Source organism: Tritonibacter multivorans, assembly GCF_001458415.1.
Classification (GTDB): domain Bacteria; phylum Pseudomonadota; class Alphaproteobacteria; order Rhodobacterales; family Rhodobacteraceae; genus Epibacterium; species Epibacterium multivorans.
In genome coordinates this window covers 105,602-126,214 of sequence record NZ_CYSD01000043.1, presented here as the reverse complement: position 1 = coordinate 126,214, position 20,613 = coordinate 105,602, and the positions used below count along the sequence as shown (strand labels likewise).

At 59.4% G+C, this 20,613-nt stretch carries 19 protein-coding genes; 2 read left to right on the top strand and 17 right to left on the bottom strand.

Annotation, left to right across the window (positions count from 1 at the left end; all coding sequences use genetic code 11):
* Positions 1-16: 16 nt before the first annotated feature.
* From recG to sciP, 4 genes are all read right to left on the bottom strand, one after another.
* Positions 17-2,107, bottom strand: coding sequence for an ATP-dependent DNA helicase RecG (recG, locus tag TRM7557_RS18690; RefSeq protein WP_058291746.1), 2,091 nt, complete (start codon positions 2,105-2,107; stop codon positions 17-19).
* On the bottom strand, positions 2,104-4,347 hold the full coding sequence (gene ligA / locus TRM7557_RS18685) for an NAD-dependent DNA ligase LigA (protein WP_058291745.1): 2,244 nt from the start codon (positions 4,345-4,347) through the stop codon (positions 2,104-2,106). The genes recG and ligA overlap by 4 nt, the downstream gene beginning before the upstream one ends.
* 187 nt (positions 4,348-4,534) lie before the next feature.
* Complete coding sequence (gene ctrA, locus TRM7557_RS18680) at positions 4,535-5,254, bottom strand: response regulator transcription factor CtrA (protein ID WP_058291744.1); 720 nt, start codon at positions 5,252-5,254, stop codon at positions 4,535-4,537.
* A 126-nt stretch (positions 5,255-5,380) separates the two neighbouring features.
* Positions 5,381-5,659, bottom strand: coding sequence for a CtrA inhibitor SciP (gene sciP, locus TRM7557_RS18675; protein ID WP_058291743.1), 279 nt, complete (start codon positions 5,657-5,659; stop codon positions 5,381-5,383).
* A 154-nt stretch (positions 5,660-5,813) separates the two neighbouring features.
* On the opposite strand from sciP, the gene mnmA reads away from it, so the two are divergent.
* Positions 5,814-6,974, top strand: a complete 1,161-nt coding sequence (gene mnmA, locus TRM7557_RS18670) for a tRNA 2-thiouridine(34) synthase MnmA (protein ID WP_058291742.1) — start codon at positions 5,814-5,816, stop codon at positions 6,972-6,974.
* An 83-nt stretch (positions 6,975-7,057) separates the two neighbouring features.
* Here the strand turns inward: mnmA and lpxB are convergent, their stop codons facing one another.
* The 13 genes from lpxB to pyrH form a co-directional block, all read right to left on the bottom strand.
* Entirely contained in the window at positions 7,058-8,230 is a 1,173-nt protein-coding gene (gene lpxB, locus TRM7557_RS18665; protein ID WP_058291741.1) for a lipid-A-disaccharide synthase, read from the bottom strand.
* Positions 8,227-9,015, bottom strand: coding sequence for an LpxI family protein (locus tag TRM7557_RS18660; RefSeq protein WP_058291740.1), 789 nt, complete (start codon positions 9,013-9,015; stop codon positions 8,227-8,229). The genes lpxB and TRM7557_RS18660 overlap by 4 nt, the downstream gene beginning before the upstream one ends.
* Before the next feature lie 12 nt (positions 9,016-9,027).
* Entirely contained in the window at positions 9,028-9,813 is a 786-nt protein-coding gene (gene lpxA / locus TRM7557_RS18655) for an acyl-ACP--UDP-N-acetylglucosamine O-acyltransferase (protein WP_058291739.1), read from the bottom strand.
* Complete coding sequence (gene fabZ, locus TRM7557_RS18650) at positions 9,813-10,295, bottom strand: 3-hydroxyacyl-ACP dehydratase FabZ (protein ID WP_058291738.1); 483 nt, start codon at positions 10,293-10,295, stop codon at positions 9,813-9,815. The genes lpxA and fabZ overlap by 1 nt, the downstream gene beginning before the upstream one ends.
* An 87-nt stretch (positions 10,296-10,382) precedes the next feature.
* Positions 10,383-11,036, bottom strand: a complete 654-nt coding sequence (locus TRM7557_RS18645; protein ID WP_235811515.1) for an OmpH/Skp family outer membrane protein — start codon at positions 11,034-11,036, stop codon at positions 10,383-10,385.
* Between the two features lie 5 nt (positions 11,037-11,041).
* Positions 11,042-13,426: an outer membrane protein assembly factor BamA gene (bamA, locus tag TRM7557_RS18640; RefSeq protein ID WP_058291736.1), complete on the bottom strand. Its 2,385-nt coding sequence runs from the start codon at positions 13,424-13,426 to the stop codon at positions 11,042-11,044.
* Between the two features lie 176 nt (positions 13,427-13,602).
* On the bottom strand, positions 13,603-13,743 hold the full coding sequence (locus TRM7557_RS20135; protein ID WP_165592486.1) for a hypothetical protein: 141 nt from the start codon (positions 13,741-13,743) through the stop codon (positions 13,603-13,605).
* Between the two features lie 139 nt (positions 13,744-13,882).
* Positions 13,883-15,232 carry an RIP metalloprotease RseP gene (gene rseP, locus TRM7557_RS18635; protein ID WP_058291735.1) on the bottom strand — a complete coding sequence of 450 codons (1,350 nt, stop codon included), beginning with the start codon at positions 15,230-15,232 and terminating at the stop codon, positions 13,883-13,885.
* Positions 15,233-15,278: 46 nt separating this feature from the next.
* Complete coding sequence (dxr, locus tag TRM7557_RS18630) at positions 15,279-16,451, bottom strand: 1-deoxy-D-xylulose-5-phosphate reductoisomerase (RefSeq protein WP_058291734.1); 1,173 nt, start codon at positions 16,449-16,451, stop codon at positions 15,279-15,281.
* Between the two features lie 34 nt (positions 16,452-16,485).
* Positions 16,486-17,268, bottom strand: coding sequence for a phosphatidate cytidylyltransferase (locus TRM7557_RS18625; RefSeq protein ID WP_058291733.1), 783 nt, complete (start codon positions 17,266-17,268; stop codon positions 16,486-16,488).
* Positions 17,265-18,017 (bottom strand): isoprenyl transferase, encoded by a 753-nt coding sequence (locus TRM7557_RS18620; protein WP_058291732.1) that lies wholly within the window; start codon positions 18,015-18,017, stop codon positions 17,265-17,267. Before TRM7557_RS18620 ends, TRM7557_RS18625 begins: the two co-directional genes overlap by 4 nt.
* A 9-nt stretch (positions 18,018-18,026) precedes the next feature.
* Complete coding sequence (gene frr, locus TRM7557_RS18615; RefSeq protein WP_058291731.1) at positions 18,027-18,590, bottom strand: ribosome recycling factor; 564 nt, start codon at positions 18,588-18,590, stop codon at positions 18,027-18,029.
* A gap of 203 nt (positions 18,591-18,793) precedes the next feature.
* Positions 18,794-19,543 (bottom strand): UMP kinase, encoded by a 750-nt coding sequence (gene pyrH, locus TRM7557_RS18610; RefSeq protein ID WP_058291730.1) that lies wholly within the window; start codon positions 19,541-19,543, stop codon positions 18,794-18,796.
* Positions 19,544-19,692: 149 nt separating this feature from the next.
* Between pyrH and miaA the strand changes: the two genes are divergently transcribed.
* Positions 19,693-20,553 carry a tRNA (adenosine(37)-N6)-dimethylallyltransferase MiaA gene (gene miaA / locus TRM7557_RS18605; RefSeq protein ID WP_058291729.1) on the top strand — a complete coding sequence of 287 codons (861 nt, stop codon included), beginning with the start codon at positions 19,693-19,695 and terminating at the stop codon, positions 20,551-20,553.
* Positions 20,554-20,613: the final 60 nt, after the last annotated feature.

The window sequence follows — 20,613 nt, the reverse complement described above, 5'->3', positions numbered from 1 at the left end:
CTTGTGCGGAACGTGATTAACCCACTGAAATCAAACGGATTGCCTCATCCCGCCGCAACAACCAAAGGAGAACACGCGCCGCCTTGCCGCGCGGGCTGTTCAGCGCCGGATCGCGTTCCAACAGGGCGCGCGCATCGGTTTGAGCAATGGCCATAAGATCTGCCTGACGTTCCAGATCCGCCACTTTAAAGCGCGGCAAACCGGATTGCGCCGTGCCGATCACATCGCCAGCCCCGCGCATCTGCAAATCGGTCTCTGAGATCTGAAACCCATCTTCAGTTTCGCGCAGAACCTCGAGCCGCCGCTGCCCCCCCTCGGACAGCGGTGGTTGATACATCAGAAGACAGGTGCTGGCCGCGCTGCCGCGCCCCACCCGCCCCCGCAGCTGGTGCAGCTGTGCCAGCCCAAAAATTTCAGCGCGCTCAATCACCATGATCGTCGCATTGGGCACGTTGACGCCAACCTCAATCACGGTTGTTGCCACCAGCACGCTGGTTTTGCCGTCCTGGAACGCCTGCATGGCGGCGTCTTTGTCTGACGGCGGCATTTGCCCGTGCACAAGTCCAACAACGCCCTCGCCCAGAACCGCACGCAGCTGTTTGAACCGTTCTTCCGCTGCGGTGAGGTCCGATACCTCAGACTCCCCCACAAGCGGGCACACCCAATAGCACTGCTTCCCCTCCGCAATGGCCTTTTGGAGGTGGCCGACAACTTCGGCCAGACGGTCCGTACTGACAATCGCAGTGCGGATCGGTTTGCGCCCAGGCGGCTTTTCATCGAGGATGGACACATCCATATCGCCGTATTGCGCCAAAGCAAGAGACCGCGGGATCGGCGTCGCGGTCATCACCAGAACATCCGCCTTGTCGCCTTTTTCCGCCAGCTCCATCCGCTGACGCACCCCAAACCGGTGCTGTTCATCTACAACCACCAGCCGCAGATCCGAAAACACCACATCCGGCTGAAACACCGCATGCGTGCCGAGCAGAATGTGAATATCACCCCGCGCAAGCGCCTGGAGCTTGGACTGACGTTCTTTGCCCTTATCCCGCCCCGTCAACAAGGCAATCACCACACCGGCGTCCTCGGCCAGCGGCTGAAGCCCTTCAAGGTGTTGCTGTGCAAGGATTTCTGTCGGCGCCATAAGCACGCCCTGCCCACCCGCCTCGACCGCGACCAGCAGCGACATAAAGGCCACCAGCGTCTTGCCCGCGCCCACGTCGCCTTGCAAAAGTCGGTTCATGCGCCGGTCAGAGCCCATGTCCTGCGTGATTTCCTCAATGGCCCGAGCCTGTGCATTTGTGGGCTTGTACGGGAGGGATTTCAAGGTTCTGCTTTGCAGTTTTCCCGTAGCAGTCGATCTACGTCCAGGATTGTTCCGCTCTACCGACCGTGCAATGGCCAACGTCAGTTGATGCGCGAACAATTCATCATAGGCCAATCGCGCCCGGTTCGGGTCAGTGGTGGCCACCGCATCCTGGCTGCTGGGCCTGTGCACACCGGCAATCGCCGCGTCCCAACTGGGCCAGCCTTTCTGTTGCAGCAACGCCGGGTCGGCCCATTCTTCCAACACAGGTGTCTGTTGCAAAGCACTTTGCGCCGCTTTGAACATGGTCCGCTGCGTGATCCCCTGTGTCAGGGGGTAGACCGGCTCAAACTCTGGAATATCAATAGCTTCTGAGACGGGAACCATGTGATCGGGATGCACCATCTGGGCAATTCCATCGAACAGCTCAACCTTTCCAGAAACCACGCGTCGGCTGCCTTCCGGCAATTGCGCCTCGAGGTAACGACTGCGTCCGTGGAAAAAAACCAATTGGAACTCGGTTTCGGAGTCGCTGACGTGAATACGATAGGCGCCCCCACGATTGCGCGCGGGCTGATGACGACCAACGGTCACCTCGACCGTCAGAACCGAAGGAAAATCAGCGCCGCGAATGCTCTCGCGCCGCCGCCGATCCACAAGTCCATGGGGCAAAGTGAAGAGCAAATCAACCGGAGCTGCGATCTGCATCTGCGCAAAATTAGCAGCCGTTTTTGGCCCTACACCCTGCAGGGTTTCAAGATCCGCAAAAAGCGGGAAAAGAACTTCGGGGCGCCCGCTCATCCTTGGCCAATCAGCGCCAGCCAGCTGTCTTCATCGATGATTTCCACACCAAGCTCCGCGGCTTTTGCGGCTTTGGACCCCGCCCCTTCGCCGGCGATAAGAATATCGGTTTTCTTCGACACAGATCCGGCGACTTTCGCGCCCAAAGCCTCGGCCTGCTTTTTGGCCTCTGCCCGTTTCAATCGCAGCAAAGTTCCTGTGAAAACAACGGTTTTTCCGGACACCACGCTTTCAGAAACAGGGGCTTCCGGGCTGAGGATTGTCAGATGCGCGATCAAACGGTCAATCGCTGCGCGTTCTTCCGGATTGGACAGAGCATCGGACAAGGACAACGCAAGAACAGGCCCCAGTCCGTCAAGCTCTACAAGCGCGTCCCAAGCGGCCTGGGACTCGGCCGGAACCGCGGCTTCGGCCAATGCGGATTTCCGAACTTCAGAGACACGCGCCCGGCGGCTTCCTTGCATGGCTGCAATGCGCTCTGCGGATTCAGCCTCATCCGATTTGCGAAATGCGGCCGCCGCTAAAAACGCAAGATCAACCACCTCAGACAGCCGATCCCACGTCTGAAAATGCAAAGCGAGATCCTTGGCAGCCACCTCACCGACATTGCGAATTCCCAAAGCAAAGATCACTCTACCGAGCTCTATACGGGATTTTGTGCGGATCGCTGCAAACAAGGCATTGGCCGATTTTTCGCCCCAGCCTTCCCGGTTTTTAAGCTGCTGCATCCCGCTTCCAAAGCGCTCTTCCAGCGTAAAGATATCCGCAGGCTCTTTGACCCAACCATCAGCGTGAAACTGCTCCACCTGTTTTGCGCCCATGCCTTCGATATCAAAGGCCGCGCGCGACACAAAGTGCCGCAGCTTTTCGACGGCCTGTGCGTCACAAATCAGCCCCCCCGTACAGCGACGCACCGCGTCACCTTCCTCGCGCAACGCCGGACTGCCGCAAACGGGGCAACTGGTGGGAAAGTCATATTCAGCCGCATCCGCCGGGCGCTTGCTCAAGTCCACATCGGCGACTTTGGGGATAACATCCCCCGCGCGATATATCTGCACCCAGTCGCCCACGCGAATGTCTTTCCCGTCGCGGATTGACCCGCCCTTGGAGTCAAAACCGCGAATGTAGTCCTCGTTGTGCAGCGTCGCGTTGGACACAACCACCCCGCCAACGGTCACCGGATGCAAGCGCGCGACGGGTGACAATGCCCCTGTGCGCCCCACCTGAATGTCGATCCCCTCCAGCCGCGTCCAGGCCAGTTCGGCGGGGAATTTATGCGCAATTGCCCACCGCGGCGTTGTCGACCGGAAGCCAAGCCGGTTTTGAAGGTCCAGCGCATCGACTTTGTAGACAACGCCATCAATGTCGTAGCCAAGCTCTGCGCGTTGCGCCTCGATGCTGCGATAATGCGCTATCAACTCTGCGACCGAATGGCATTTGGCGGTCAAAGGGTTCGTCGCAAAACCGAAACGTTTGAACTGTTCGACCGCCTCAAACTGGGTTTCTGCAATCGGTGCTGACAATTCCCCCCAGCTATAGGCGTAAAATCGCAAAGGGCGCGACCGGGTGATTTCCGGATCAAGCTGCCGCAAGGACCCTGCGGCCGCATTTCGCGGGTTGGCAAACAATTTCCCGCCTCGCGCCTCTTGGCGCGCGTTCAGGGCCGCAAAATCCGCATGAGCCATGTAGACTTCACCGCGCACCTCGAGAATTTCGGGCGCATCCGCGATGTGCTGTGGAATATCCGAGATGGTCAGCGCATTTGCGGTTACATTTTCCCCAACGGCACCGTCGCCACGGGTCGCAGCCTGGACAAGCTGCCCGTTTTCGTAGCGCAAGGACAAAGACAGCCCGTCAATTTTGGGTTCGGCGGTAAATGCCAGATCATTTGCGTTTGCAAGACCCAGATATTTGCAGATGCCGCGCACAAAATCGCTGACATCATCGTCTTCAAACGCATTTCCCAGCGACATCATGCGCACGGCATGCGTGATTTTCCCAAACCCCGAGGCCGCAGGCGCTCCAACTTTATCCAGTCGATCCGCAACATCCTGAAGAGACGGGAACTTCGCAACGATCGCTTTGTAATTCTTTTTCAGCTGATCGTAAGCAGCGTCGGTGAGGACAGGGGCATCGGCCTGATGATACGCCAAATCCGCAGCTTCAAGCTGCGTGCCGATGTCTGCCAAAAGCGTGCGCGCGGTGGCTTCGTCCAGATTGTCCAGATCCAGTTCCGACATTGTCGCTCCTATCCCCACAGCTTAAGCCTTTTTAATGGGTGATAGTGCGCCACCCCGTCAAGGTCCAGAGGGCAGATCGTGCAAAAGCCCCCGCCACGCGAAAAATCGCGTTGCGAGGGCATTATTTATTATGGTTTCAGCCGCTTATGGTTAACTGCTCAGGTAACCATTGGGGGCGAAAGCTGGTTTATGCGCCAACCGCCATGCGGGCTTCGTCGCCGCCCATTTCTTCCTGCGGGTCACGCAGAACATAACCGCGCCCCCAAACAGTTTCGATGTAGTTTTCACCGCCGGTCGCCGTGGACAGCTTCTTGCGCAGCTTACAGATAAACACGTCGATGATTTTCAGTTCCGGTTCATCCATGCCACCATAGAGGTGGTTGAGGAACATTTCCTTGGTGAGCGTGGTGCCCTTGCGCAAGGAAAGAAGCTCCAGCATCTGGTATTCCTTGCCGGTCAGATGCACGGTCTTGCTGTCCACTTCGACGGTTTTCGCATCAAGGTTCACCGAGATCTTGCCGGTGTTGATGATCGACTGCGAATGGCCTTTGGAGCGACGAATGATGGCGTGAATACGGGCAACCAGCTCTTCGCGGTGGAAGGGTTTGGTCAGGTAGTCATCGGCGCCAAAGCCAAAGCCCTTGATCTTGTTTTCGGTATCATCAGCACCGGAGAGGATCAGAATCGGGGTTTCAATGCGCGACATGCGCAGCTGGCGCAGAACCTCGTGGCCGTTCATGTCCGGCAGGCCAAGGTCAAGAAGGATCAGATCGTAATCATAAAGCTTCGCCAGATCGATCCCCTCTTCGCCGAGATCGGTCGAATACACGTTGAGGTTCGCGTGGGTCAGCATCAGCTCGATGCTCTTGGCTGTCGTGGGATCATCCTCGACCAGAAGAATGCGCATGTTTGGGTCTCCGCCTGTAAACTGTTTCCCTTAGGTTGCGTTAACCTTGAATTGAAAAGGTTAATGTCCCGTTACCATGTTCGTTAATTTTTGAAATGACGACAAGATGACCGGAAGATTTTTCGCTTACGTCTTGCGATAGTCTTTTAAACGCGTTGTTTTTAAAGCATCTTCGCCGTGATCCGCGACCGCCGCGATCCAGCTGCGAAATTCTTCTTCGCTAAGGCCATACATTTTCAACGCCTCACCCTGAGGAATCAACCCGTACAAAACACCGCGCACCACGGCGGCTTTCCGCGACGCGACCCACCGGCGCGTGTTTTGCGGCGGCAGATCCGCCCGGGTCATCACAGTTCCATCCGGCAGGGTCACAGCGCGCGGACCGTCCACTTTCTTCAAGTACATCGCTATATCCTTGTGGGTATGCGTATTTTTCGTTCTGAAAGGAGAATGTGCCGTTAGCCTTAATGGGAGGTGAAATGCCCCCCTTGAGAATAGTTCGAATTTTCCTATATTCTCCGATGCTTTCCCGCGCCCAAACCAAAGTCAGGAGACCGCCATGGCACTGGACACCAAGACCCCAGTGAATGAAGCGCCTTTGAATTCGCTTGGCTTTGCCAAGCCCCCATCCGAGACCCGTGTGGTCGTCGCCATGTCCGGCGGCGTCGACAGCTCTGTTGTGGCCGCCTATCTGGCGGACCAGGGCTATGACGTGGTGGGGGTCACCCTGCAACTCTATGACCACGGGGCAGCCCTGGCCAAGAAAGGGGCCTGCTGTGCGGGGATCGACATTCATGATGCCCGGCGCGTCGCCGAAGAGCGGGGTTTCCCGCATTATGTGCTCGACTATGAGAACATCTTTAAGGACGCGGTGATCGACGAGTTTGCCGACAGTTACCTTGGTGGGGCCACGCCGGTGCCCTGCATCCGCTGCAATGAGCGGGTGAAATTCAAGGACCTGCTGGAAACCGCAAAGGATCTTGAAGCGGACTGTATGGCGACCGGCCACTACATCCAGCGGATGATGGGGGACCATGGACCGGAGCTGCATTCTGCCGAGGACGCAAACCGCGACCAAAGCTATTTCCTGTTCTCCACCACCCCGGAACAGCTTGATTTTCTTAGATTTCCCCTGGGACACCTCCCTTCCAAGGACGCCACCCGCGAGATGGCGGCGCAGTATGGTTTGGCGGTTGCCGACAAGCCCGACAGCCAGGACATCTGCTTTGTGCCCGACGGCAACTATGCCGCCGTGATCGAAAAACTGCGCCCGGGTGCAGCAGAGCCCGGTCATATTGTACACGCAGACGGCCGCGTTTTGGGCGCGCATGAGGGGGTGATCCACTATACCATCGGTCAGCGCCGAGGCCTTGGCATCGGGGGCCTCAGCGAGCCGCTTTATGTGGTCAAGCTGGACGTGGACAACAAGCAGGTTGTGGTCGGCCCCAAAGAGATGCTGGCCACCCGCAAGATCCCCGTCCGCGAGATCAACTGGCTGGGCGATGAGCCCTTCACCTCGCGCGAGGAATGGCATCTGAAGGTCAAGGTGCGGTCGACCCGCCCGCCGCGCGAAGCGATCATTCGCCCGATCTCACCCACCGAAGCCGAGGTCGAGCTTCTGACCCCGGAAGAAGGCGTCTCGCCCGGTCAGGCCTGCGTGTTCTATGCGCCTGAAGGCAGCCGAATCTTTGGCGGCGGCTGGATCTGGCGCGGCTACTAACCCCCAAAAAGAAACCCGCAGCATGGTGAATGCTGCGGGTTTCTTTCAAATTTTCTGCATTTTCGCGCCCAAAGTAAGTGCAATTACAGACGGTCAATCACCGCCTGTGCAGCCCGCAGCCCCGGTTCTTGGCCGCCCTGCCCCAATCTTTGCATTGTCAGCGCCATTGCCTCGGCCTGGGCCTCCGGATTCGCGCGCAGATCCAACAGCGCATTAACGATGTTGTCCGGCGTACAGTCTGGACCCAGACATTCCGGCACCACCCGCGTGTCGCTAACCAGATTGACCAGCGTCACTGTGTCGATCAGCGCCATGCGCTTCATGATCTGCCATGTGAGCCAGTTAAACGTATAAGCCACGACCATCGGCGTCTTGGCGGCGGCAAGTTCCAATGACACGGTGCCCGACGCGGCCAGCGCGAGCTCTGCACCTGCAAAGGCCGCGCGCTTGCGCGCCAGCGCGGCCTCGGCCGACATGTCGCTGGGATCCAGTACGATGGTACCTTCGGGCCAGTCGTCCATCTGATCGCGCACTGTCGCCGCAACAGGGCCCGCCGCGGGCAGGACCACGCGTGCCTCTGGCACCTGTGTCAGATACGCCTTGAGGGCTGGCCCGAAAACCGGCGCCAGTTTACCGACCTCTGACCGGCGCGAGCCCGGAAGGGCCACCACATAAGGCGCATCGCCCAGGCCCACCTCGGCTCGAAACTGCGCAATCTCTGCGGCGCTGGCCACAGGCTCCATTGCAACCGGGTGCCCCACAAAGTCACAGTCCATGCCTTCAGCCTCCATATAGGGCGGCTCAAAGGGCAGAATGGCAAGAACGTGGTCAATATGCTGCGCCATCTTCTTGGCGCGCCCGGGCCGCCACGCCCAGACCGAGGGCGCCACATAGTGCACGGTGCGAATGGTGCTGGCCTCTTTGACCAGTTTGGCCACACGCAGGGAAAAATCCGGGCTGTCGATGGTGATCAGAACATCGGGCTTCATATCCAGCACCGCATCTGCAACTTCGCGAATGCGGCGTTTAAGGTGGAAATATTTGGGTAGCACTTCGGCAATGCCCATAACCGACAGCTCATCCATCGGGAATTGCGACGTCAGGCCCTGCGCCTGCATCAAGGGGCCGCCGACCCCCTGATAGATCACCCCCAGAGCCAATTGGTTGAGCCCAGCCATCAGCGCCCCCCCCAACCGGTCGCCCGAAAGTTCACCGGCGAGGATAAAAACGCGCAAAGGGCGCGCCGCCGGGGTCATGCTGGACGCAGCCACAGGAACAAGCCGTGGGCGTCACAGGCGGCGATGACCTCGTCCCGCGACAGGACAATCACGCCCCCCGCTTCCAGCACCAGACCGCTTAAGCCCGCTTTGGCGACGGCTTCAACCGTGGCCGGGCCAATGGTCGGCAGATCGGCACGGCGGTCCTGTCCGGGTTTCGGAGCCTTGAACAGCAGACCACCCTGCCCATCAGGGCGTGTGGCCAACGTGCCCAGCATGAAATCGGTGCCAAAGATGCCTTCGACCGCAATCGCCTGTCCCGCGCGCACGGCGCAGGCCTGGCCAATGTCCGCCGCAGCCATGGCGGCCACAATCTCTGCGCCGCGACGGGCGTCAGCCTTGTCGATTTCGCCGGGTTGGATTTTGGTCGGCACGCCCGCTTCCATAAGCAGATCCGGGGCGATCTCGTGAGCCGCCCGCACCGTGATGCCCGCGTTTTCAAAGATACCCATCACTGCACGCAGCGCGCCGTCATCCCCCGCCGCAATTGCGCCCTGCAACGCGGGGATCAGCGGCAGGGTTGCCGCATCAATCGCCGTCGGGTCGATTCTGGGACGTGTCACAGCGCCCGCAAGGCATATCTCTGTCACCTCGCTTTTGGAGAGGCGCTCCAGAAACGAGCCTAGCTTTTCAAGGCGAAAAGTGACCTCAGCCTCCACATGGGTGGGTTCAGAGCCTTCCATCGCGCAGATCAGCGGCCGCTCTGGCAGCCGCGCGAGGATTTCGGCCGGAAGCGCGCCGCGCCCTGCCAGAAGTGCAATCATGATACGGCCCTCTTAGCTGCCGGGGGTCAGGAAGTGGCGATCGCTTTCACCGGTGATGAAAGCGACGATTTCCTGCACGTATTCGCTTTCGGTCTCATCGCCCAGACGTTTGGCCCGTTCCGAGAACGTCCCTTCGCCCTGCGCCAACATCTGAAACGCGGCGCGCAACGCGGTAATGTCCTTGCGGGCCACACCCCGGCGTTTGAGCCCAACAAGGTTCAGACCGTCCAGCTCTCCGCGAGACGCCTGAACAAGGCCATAGGGAATGACGTCATTGGTCACCATCGTCACCGCGCCAATGATCGCACCACGGCCGATGCGGACCCACTGGTGAATGCCCGAAAGGCCACCAATGATCACATCATCTTCGAGCACGCAGTGCCCCGCCACAGCGGCAGAGTTCACCACGATCACCCGGTCGCCGACCTGCGCGTCATGAGCAATGTGACAGCCTGCCATGAACAGACCATCATCGCCGATCTTGGTCACGCCGCCGCCACCTTCGGTGCCCGCATTCACGGTCACATGTTCACGGATGCGGTTGCGTTTGCCGATCACGGTGCGGCATTTTTCGCCTTTGAACTTCAGATCCTGCGGGATCTCGCCCAGAACCGAGAAGGAAAAGACCACGGTCTCTTCGCCGATTTCGGTGTTACCGGTGACGACCACATGAGATTTCAGCTCCACGCGGTCGCCCAGCACCACCTCAGCGCCGACAATGCAGAAGGGGCCAATGATACAGCCCTCGCCGATCTGTGCGCCCTCTTCAATAATGGCGCTGGGGTGGATGGTGCTCATCAGCCTGCCTCTCCGCTGCGGTCGACCATTGCGGTAAACTCGGCCTCGGCTGCGACCTCACCATCAACAGTGGCACGGCCAAAGAATTTAAAGATCTTGCCGCCCGGCTTACCGCGCAAAACCTCGACATTCATTTCCAACACGTCACCCGGCACCACTTTGCGGCGGAATTTGCATTTGTCGATGCTCATGAAATAGATCAGCATGTCCGTGTCGACCATATCCATGCCCACACCAAGAATGACCCCAGAGGTCTGCGCCATGGCTTCGACAATGGTGACACCCGGCATGATTGGGGTACCCGGGAAGTGGCCTTGGAAGTGGGGTTCGTTCATGGTGACATTCTTGATGCCACGACCGGTTTTATAGCCGTCGATATCGACCACTTTGTCTACCAGCAGGAACGGGTAGCGGTGGGGCAGAATGCGTTGGATCAGCTGAATATCTGCGGATTTCAGATCGGTGGTGGCTTCGGCGGTCATTGGTGTATCCGTCTTGCAAGAGTTTTTCCCACTCCTAGCAAGGCCGTGTCGCCGGGGCAAGTTGCGGCTGCATCCTGCCCATGGCGATTATTCGCCCGCGTTCTGCTCCAGACCGCTGCCGGATTGCGGGGATTGTCGACTGCCTTCGCCAAACATTGCATTGATGCGCGCGATCGCAAGGTCTGTGACATCGATCGAGCTGGCGCTGAGCAGAACCGAGCCGCGTTCAAGGATCACAGCCGCCCCCACTTCGCGCATGATCTGTTCCAGAACGGGGCGCGAAATTTCGCGAAACTCAACCCGCGCTTTATCTTCTAATCCACTGATTTCACGAAATTTTTGATTCTGCGTCGTGCGCGTATTCTGAACTTTTTCGTCAAAGGCCTGCGCCAACGCCCGAAAGGCCTGCGGTTCCGTAAAGGCCCGCCGATCCGCCAGATCTTTTTCTTCTGCGCGCAGCTCTGCCTCGATCCGGCGGTTTTCCGCAGTGAGCACCGCGCTGCGGGCCTGAAGATCTTCCGCCACCCGGCGGCCAAAATCGCTTTCCGCAAAGAACCGCTCGGGTTCAAGCGTTAGAACGAGGCTGTTTGGCAGACCAAGCCCATTGCTGAGCCCCTCGCTGCCAATGGATTGCGCCAATTGGACAGCTGCGCCAAAGCCAGTGCCGCGCTCCTGCGCGCCAGGTGCCGAAGCACACAGCGCGCAGGCCAGCGCAAAAGCCGTTCGAAAGGACGTCTGCACCGCGATCAGAACCGCGCTTGCAGAGTCAGGTCAAACGGTTGTTCCTGGTCGAAGTCTTCTTTGACCAGCGCCCGCGAGAAGTTGAACCGCAGCGGGCCAATGCCCGTGGTCCACAACAGCGAGAAACCGATCACATGGCGGAACGACCCGTCGCGCCCCACCACATTGGCGGATGCGCCGGCGTTGGAATCTGCAAGGTTCCACAAATTGCCGACGTCATAGAACAGACCACCGCGAAGGCCGACCTCTTCCGGCAGACCGAGCGGGAATTCCGCGTCGAAACGCGCCACCGCATAGATGTTACCGCCCAGGGCGTCGTCAAACCCGCCGCCCTGATCGCGCGGACCAATACCGCCCGGCTCAAAACCGCGGAAAACGGACGGCGACAGCAGGAACCGGTCGATGGTCCGGCTGGGTTCATTGCCAAGCCAGTGCAACGCACCGGTTTCAAAGGTCGCACGAAGTGTAATTTCTTCATTGAAGACAAGGCGCTGCGCCACAATCTTCGACTTCGCACGCAGGTATTCGGTGTCGCCCCCCAGACCCGCGTAGTCGAAATCAGCTTCCATCAGGAAGCCCGCGACAGGATTCAGACCTGTGCGACGGCTGTCGTAGGTATAGGTGAGGCCAATTTCGCTTTTGTTGAGCGCGCCTTGGGCGATTTCACTGCTGATAACAGAGCCCACCCGCGACCCACCGGTAGAGGTGGTGCCACGATCCTGCATTTCTTCCTGCGACCAGCCATAACGCAGCTGGAGGCGAGTCACGTCGCTTGTGTCAAAGGTCAGCGACGGGCGGAAGAACAAGGTGCTGGTGTCATATTCAGCAAAGTTCGAGTTGGTCTCTGCCAGACCACCAGACAGGCTGAACTGTAGATCCCGCCCCAGGAGTTTGGGTTCGGTAAAGGAAACATTGTATTCTTCGCTGTCCTGCGCGGTCGAAATATTCAACCCCACGCGTTGACCCCGACCAAGGAAGTTCGCCTCGCTGATACCGATCGCAACACCAATACCACTGTTGACAGAGTAGGAACCGCCCAGCGACAGGGAGCCGGTGGGTTGTTCTTCCACGTCGACATCGACAACCACCTGATTGGGCGTGCTGCCCTCGCGGGTATCCACATTGGCATTTGAGAAAAAGCCAAGCGCGCGAATGCGTTCGGCGCTGTTGCGGATCTCGCGCGGGTTCAACGGATCGCCTTCAACAATGTTGAACTGCTGCCGCACAACACGGTCCAGAGTGGTGGTGTTGCCTTCAATGTCGATGCGTTCCACAAAAATGCGCGGTCCGCGCACCAGGGCGAAGTCCACATTCAGACGCAGGTTGCGGTCATCGCGCGTCACCCGCGGCTCCACCCGCAGGAAGTCGATGCCCTTGCGCACAGCAAGCTGTTCCAGCGTCGTGATCGCGTTCTCGATCGCCAGCGGAGAGTAGACAATGCCCGGTTTCAGGCGCAACTCGGCTTGGAACTCATCCGGATCGGCATCGGCGATTTCGCTGGACACCGAAATGTCGCCAAACTCAAACTTCTGGCCCTCGGTCACATCCATCACCAGGAACACAGCATCGCGTTCCTGTGTCACCTCGGCATTCACGCCATTGATGCGGAAGTCCACATAGCCGCGCGACAGGTAGAAATCGCGCAGCACCTGACGGTCGAACTGCAGACGGTCGTCGATCAGCGTGTCTTTGTTGATGAAGGTGCGCAGGATATTGGCCTGCTTGGTCTCGAGCACCCGGCGCAGGCGGCGATCCGAATATGCTTTGTTGCCGACAAAAGAGATCCGTTCGACCTCGATGGTGTCCCCTTCGGCAATCTCGAACACCAGATCCACGCGGTTGTCGCTGCGACGGATAATGCGCGGTGTCACGGTAGACGCCAAACGCCCCTGCGCGCGATAGACCTCAGCGATATTGGCGGCGTCCTGCTCCGCTTGCGCGGCACTAAAGACGCGGCGCGGTGCAGATTGGATGACCTCGGCCAACGCATCATCTTTCAAGCGGCGGTTGCCCTCAAAATTGATGCGGCTGATGGTGGGAAACTCGACGACCTTGATCACCAGCGTATTGCCCTGTGGCACCAGTTCGACAGTTTCGAACAGGCCGCTGTCAAACACCGCGCGGTAGGCGTCGTTCAGTTCGCCGCCATCGATGGCCTGCCCGCGTTCCAGCCCTGTGTAAGCCACAATCGTAGAGCTCTGGATGCGCTGGTTGCCTTCAACTTTCACATCCGTGAACCGATAGGACTGCGCCTCCACTGACAGCGGTGCGAGGCCCAAAGCCACCACCATAGCCAGCGCTGACGCAGTGCGGTTCAAAATTGTGGAGTAAGATTTAATAGAAAAGCGTTGCCCTGCTTTGGAAGGCGTGCCCTGTTTCCCCCGGACCATCCGTCGTTCCCAAATTTTTTTACACTTGGGAACTGCGTAGCGGGTTTACAGTCGCTTGTCAAAAGCAAGCGACACCGCTGCGAAACAACGCGGGAAGCGAAGGTTTCATCAGGAGGATCAGCCGATCAGCCGGGCCCTATTTCGCGGCTGGATTGCCGTCTCAAAGGCCGCCCAATTCAGGCAAAAGAGAACATCATCAACGCCAGCGCCCCGCCCGCCAGAAGCGCGCTGGCCGTGGTCAGAACTGTCAGGAACCGATCCAGGTTCAGCCAGAACAGAACCGATGCGCCCTGATAGGATTGCCGCAAGATATCCATTGTTTTCCCCTCGGTGCTAACGCCCTTTGCGCAGGGCGCGCGTCATTCTTCACCGAAGCGAGCAATAGAAAAACTTTGTGGCAGGAAATGGGCGCAGCACCGCGCCCACCGCCATTTTATTGAAAATTGGTTAACAACCTTAGCAGAAAAGGTCGTTCCCAATGGAGAAGACCATCAGCGACAGCACCATAGCTACGCCCAGCATCATCAGCGCCTGCATGACTTTCTGGTTCGGCTGACGCCCGGTCACCGCCTCATAGGCAAAGAACATCAGGTGGCCCCCATCCAGCACCGGAACCGGGAACAGGTTGATCAGGCCAATGGCCGTCGACAGCGCTGCAATCAGACCGATGTAATCCATCAGGCTTTGCCCCGCGAGCGAACCCGAGGTTTCGGCAATGCCAATGGGGCCGGAAATATTGCAGGTGCTGATCTTGCCGGTGATCATGTGCGAAATGCCCGAGAACGTGCCTTCGATCGTGGCCCAAACGCTATTGGCGCCAAGGCTCAGCGCGCGCCACGGCGACATCGGCTCGGTTGCGATGTCAAACATCAGCCCACCTTGCAGCCCCACCAGCCAGCGCGTTTCAAAGCCACCATCGGCGGTCGGAAGATCCGTGCGGCGCGCGGTCAGCGCAAATTCGAGCGGTTCCCCATCGCGCAGCACATCCAGCAACAGCGGACGCCCTTCAGAGGCCACAACGGCTTCGCGCAGCGCATCAAAGGATGCAATCGGCGCGCCGTCCACATGGGTGATGAAATCCCCCGGCGCCATGCCCACATCGTCAGCCGCCCCACGCGGCGTCACCAGGGACACATAGGCCGGGCGGAAATGCGGGCCGCGCACTTCCTGCTGTTGCCCATCGCGATCGACCACATAGGTCAGGACGGTTTCATCCGGCAGGGTTGCTTCAAACGCCTGCCAGGCGGTCCGGTCCTCGCGCGCGGGCAACGCGACACCGCCCACGCTGAGGATTTCATCGCCAACCGCAAGGCCATTTTCCACGCCGGGCACCGGCTTGAGGGACCCCACAATCATTTCGTCGACAGGCTTACCTTGCCACAGGAAAAGACCTGCAAAGATAAACGCGGACAGCACAAAGTTGAACACAGGTCCTGCCGCAACGGTTGCCGCGCGCGCCCAAAGCGGCGCACCATGCATGGTTTTGCGCAGGCGCTCCGGATCTTCCTCTGCCGCCTCCATCGCCGCGATATCTTTGCCGGATGCCGCATCGGCATCGCCCAGAAACTTCACAAAGCCGCCCATGGGAATGGCCGCGATCTGCCAACGGGTGCCCCGCTTGTCCATGCGGCTCCACAACACCGGCCCAAAGCCCAGTGAGAAGACCTCGGGGAAAATCCCGCTCCAGCGGCCGACGATATAGTGGCCGTATTCATGCACCGCGACGATGACCGAGATGGCCCCGATAAAGGCGATGATGGTAAAGGCGAGACCGCCGAATTGCGGAATAAGAGCTGCTACGTCCAATGGTCTACCTGCGTTTAGCTGTTCAATTTGTGCCTCGACTGGCGCGTCACACGACGCCGGCCGCAACAATGCGATCTGTTTCCTGACGGGCCAAATGGTCCGCATCCAGCACGGTTTCAAGGGTCATGTCCTGATCCAGAAGCCCCGCCTGCCTGTCTGCGCTGGTCAGAGCCTGCTCTACCACGCGCGCCATATCAAGGAAGCCAATGCGTCCCGCGATAAAATGATCCAGCGCGCGTTCTTTTGCCCCGTTGAACACCGCGCCAGCCAATCCGCCCCGGTTCATCACATCCCAAGCCAGCCCCAGCGCGGGGTAGCGGGCAGGATCGGGCGCCACAAAACTCAGCTGACCCAGCGCCGCCAGATCCAGCCGGTCGACCGGCAGGTCGCGCCGCTTGGGCCAATGCAGCGCATAGCCAATGGCGTGGCGCATGTCAGGCGCGCCAAGATGCGACATCAAGGCGCCATCGCGAAAGCCGACCAGCGCATGCACAATTGACTGCGGATGAACCAACACTTCGATTTGGTCGGGAGAGACACCAAAAAACTCTTTGGCTTCAATGACCTCAAGGGCCTTATTGAACATCGACGCACTGTCGATGGTAATGCGCTGCCCCATGTCCCAATTGGGATGGGACGAGGCCTGCGCAACCGTGGCGTCGCGCAGATCTTCAAGCGGCCAATCGCGGAACGCCCCGCCAGAGGCGGTGATAATGATCCGCTCGACCTCGGATATATCTTCGCCGATGAGGGCCTGAAAGATCGCGGAATGTTCGCTGTCCACCGGCAGGATGCGCGCGTTATGCGCCCGCGCTGTGGTCATCAGAAGATCGCCGGCACAGACCAGGGATTCTTTGTTGGCGAGCGCCAGCGTCGCCCCCTGCTTCAGTGCCTGAAGCCCCGGCACCAGACCCGCTGCGCCCACAATGGCCGACATCACCCAATCAGCCGGACGGTTTGCCGCCTCCGCAATCGCCTGCGGGCCTGCTGCGGCCTCAACATCGCTGCCTGCAAGTGCTGCGCGCAGATCGTCCAGCAATTCGGGATAGGCTGTCACGGCCACTTGTGCGCGCAGGTCACGGGCATCTGCGGCCAGCCGCGCAATATTGCGCCCGCCGCTGAGCGCAACAATATCATAGTCTTCGGGCGCACGACGGATCAGATCGATGGTGTTCTGCCCGATGGAGCCAGTGGCCCCGAAGATGGAGATCTTTTTCATTTCCAATCCTTTAAGAGGCGACGCTGATCCGCGTTCACCCCCAGGTGATGGCCACAAGGAAGGCCAGAGCCCCTGCCCCAAGAATGCCATCAAAGCGGTCAAACACACCGCCGTGGCCGGGGATCAACTGGCTGGAATCCTTCACGCCCATACGCCGTTTCAGCGCGCTTTCGGCCATGTCTCCGGCCTGGCTGAACATCGCCACGAAGACCGAAATCCAGATGATGTCCGGCGGCATGCCGATCAGCAGCACAAACAGCAGCCCCATAAAGGCCGCAGCCGCCCAGCCCCCCGATGTGCCCGACCAGGTTTTGTTCGGGCTGACCGCAGGCCAGAATTTGCGACCGCCGACGTATTTGCCAACGAAATAGCCCGCCACATCTGTTGCGACCACGGCAAAGATGACCCACCAGGTCCATCCTGCCCAATATTCATCACGCAACCAGACAAGGCCAAAGCCGCCCAACAGCACCCAGGCCCCATAGGCTGCAAAAAGGCGGTGGTCGCCCCGCAAAACCGAATAGCCATAGGCCAGAGGGGCCGCCAGAACCACAGGCGCCAGCCACAGCGGCACCAGCGCAGCAACAAACACCGCAAGCGCTGCAAGCCCGCCCGCAGTCAGCGGCGCCATGTCCTGATCCTTGCGGAACATGCGCAGGAGTTCCCAGAACACCGCCCCGGTGGCAATCGACACAAAGCTGGCAAAAGCCACGCCACCCAGATGGATGGAACTGCCCCCAAAGGCCAGCAAAACGGCCGCGGACAGGGTGCGTGGACCCAGATCGGCCCAGCGGCCGCCCTTTTTCGCCGCGCTCATGTTTTCACCGCCCCAAAGCGGCGGTCCCGCGCACCAAAGCTCCGGCACAGCGCGGCCAGCTCTTCGGCGGTAAAATCCGGCCAAAGCGTGTCGATGAATTCATATTCCGAATAGGCAGACTGCCACAGCAGGAAGTTGGAAATCCGCGCTTCGCCGCTGGTGCGCACCACCAAATCCGGATCCGGCAGCACGCAGGTGTCGAGGTATTTGGGCAGCGTTTCTTCGTCCACATCGGCCGGGTCCAGCTTGCCATCCGCCACATCGCGCGCCAGACGTTTGGTGGCGCGCGCCACCTCGTCCCGGCCGCCATAGTTCAGCGCGATGGTCAGCTGCGTGCCTTCGTTGCCTTCGGTTTCGCGTTCCAGCGCATCCATAAGGGCAATCAGCTTTTTATCCAGCCGCACACGGTCGCCAATAAACCGGACGCGCACGTTCTGGGCCGCCAGGGCTTTCATCTCTTTGGAGATGTAGCGGCGGAACAGGCTCATCAGCCCTGCCACCTCGACCTGTGTGCGTTTCCAATTTTCGGTGGAGAACGCAAAGATCGTGAGGTAGCGGATACCGAGACTGGGGCAGCATTCCACAACTTCACGCACGCGGCGTGCGCCGGCGTGGTGACCAAACAAACGCGGTCGTCCCCGCGCCTGCGCCCAACGGCCATTGCCATCCATAATGATCGCCACATGGCGCGGGCCCCGTTCCACGCCTTCAGCCGGACGGGTGTCCCCAATATCGGTATCCGTTTTCATCGCTGCAGATCAGACCTGCATGATTTCTTCTTGCTTGACTTCAAGCGCGTCATCGACAGCTTTGATCATCGCATCGGTCATTTCCTGCACCTCAGCTTCCCAAAGTTTTTGGTCGTCTTCAGACATGCCGTCGTTCTTGGCTTTCTTGATCTGATCCATGCCATCGCGGCGCACATTCCGGATCGAAACCCGGGCGCTTTCGGCGTATTGGCCGGCCACTTTGCCCAGCTCGCGGCGGCGTTCCTCGTTCAGCTCGGGGATCGGCAGCATAATGATGGTGCCGTTGAGCTGCGGGTTGATGCCCAGGCCGCTTTCGCGGATGGCTTTTTCAACTTTGCCGACAAGACCCTTGTCCCACACGTTGATGGTGACCATGCGGGGCTCGGGCACGTTGACGGTGCCAACCTGGTTGATCGGGGTCATGGAGCCATAGGCTTCAACCATCACCGGCTCCAGCATGGAGCCCGACGCGCGGCCGGTCCGAAGACTGCCGAATTCGGTCTTCAGGTTTGCCATTGCGCCATCCATGCGGCGTTTCAGATCATCGGTGTCGAGTTCAAATTCTTCAGACATTCTGCTCTCTCCCATTGATTGGAGTGGTCTGGGACAGGCTCTTAAGCCATTGACCACGCGTTGTATAGCGACCTCTGTCGGGAAACAGACTAAAGAGGCGTGCGATTGCGCACAATTCGCCGAAGTGAAAAAATCACCCCAAATACAAAGGGCAGCCCGTCCAAAGGCTGCCCTTTCTGTGCCAAATTCGCAGTGCGAAGGCGTTAGTCCTGCACCTTGGTATAGGTGCCCTTGCCTGCCAGAATGCCACGGAAGCCACCTTCGTCATCCAGTGCAAAGACGATCAGTGGCAATTTGTTGTCCCGTGCCAGCGCAATGGCCGAGGCATCCATGACCTTCAGGCGTTTTGCCAGCACGTCGTCATAGGTCACATTGTCATAGCGCACCGCATCTGCGTGCTCTTTGGGGTCTTTGTCGTAAATGCCATCGACGCCGTTCTTGCCCATGAAGATCGCTTCGCAGCTCATCTCATTGGCGCGCAGGGTCGCAGCGGTGTCGGTGGTGAAATAGGGGTTGCCGGTGCCTGCGGCAAAGATACAGACCCGCTTTTTCTCAAGGTGACGGACGGCGCGGCGGCGGATGTAGGGTTCGCAAACCTGATCCATCGGAATGGCCGAGATCACGCGGGTAAAGACACCCAGATCTTCCAGCGCGGACTGCATCGCCAGCGCGTTCATGACGGTTGCGAGCATCCCCATGTAATCCGCGGTGGTGCGCTCCATCCCCTGGGCAGAGCCGGACAGGCCGCGGAAGATATTGCCGCCCCCGATCACCATGCAGATCTCGACACCGAGATCATGAACCGATTTCACCTCTTCGGCGATGCGACGCACGGTCGGCGGGTGCAGGCCAAAGCCCTGCGGCCCCATAAGGGCCTCGCCCGAGATTTTCAGCATGACACGATTATAGGTCGTCGCCGGTTGGGCGTCCGTCAGGTCGGTATCTTGGGGCATATTGCGCTCCGGTCTATGTCGGGGTTAATTTCGGCGCAAAATGAAGCAAAATGCTCCCGGGATCAATCCGCCAAAAGGCGGAAATCGGGAACAAATTTCCCCGGCGTCCTTTTCGGCGGCTTTGGGATGGATAAAGGCGGCGCAAGACCTTGTTCGACATTACAAAAATTCCCGATGACAAACCGGTGCTGATTGCCGGACCCACCGCATCGGGCAAATCTTCGCTGGCGCTGGCCATTGCCGAAGCACAGGGCGGCGTGATTGTGAACGCAGATGCCAGTCAGGTTTTTGACTGCTGGCGCGTCATCACCGCCCGCCCCAGCCCTGATGAAGAATCCCGGGCGCCGCATCTTTTGTATGGCCACCAGCCCTATGATGCGGCCTATTCCGCTGGCCATTGGCTGCGCGAGGTGAAGCCGCTGCTGACCGGGGGCGAACGGCCCATTATTGTCGGTGGCACGGGGCTGTATTTTCTGACCCTCACAGAAGGCATGGCTGATATTCCCGCAACCCCGCCCGAGGTGCGGGCTGAGGCCGACACACTGACGCTGGACCAATTGCGAAAAGGGCTGGACGACCGCACCTTGGGGCGCATTGACACGCTGAACCGCGCCCGTGTTCAACGCGCCTGGGAGGTGCTGCGCGCCACCGGCCGTCCGCTGGCGGATTGGCAGGATGACACGCCCCCCCCAACATTGGCCAAGGCCGACTGCACCCCCATTGTGATGGAAAACGACAAAGCGTGGCTCGAAGCCCGCATTCGTCTGCGGTTTTCAAAAATGCTAGAGCTCGGCGCGCTGGAGGAAGTGCGGGCGATGCAGGACCGCTATGACCCCGCCCTGCCGTCGTGCAAGGCCATTGGCGTGCCCGAGCTCATGGACCACCTAGACGGGACCTGCAGCCTTGACGACGCAACCGAGAATGCAGCAATTGCGACACGTCAATATGCCAAACGGCAAAGAACCTGGTTCAGGCGACGTATGAAAGACTGGTTAAAAGCCACACCTTGACGCGTTTTCCTTAAAAACTGCGGGAACTTAGCGACTATCGGCCAGCAATTGCGCAAATTT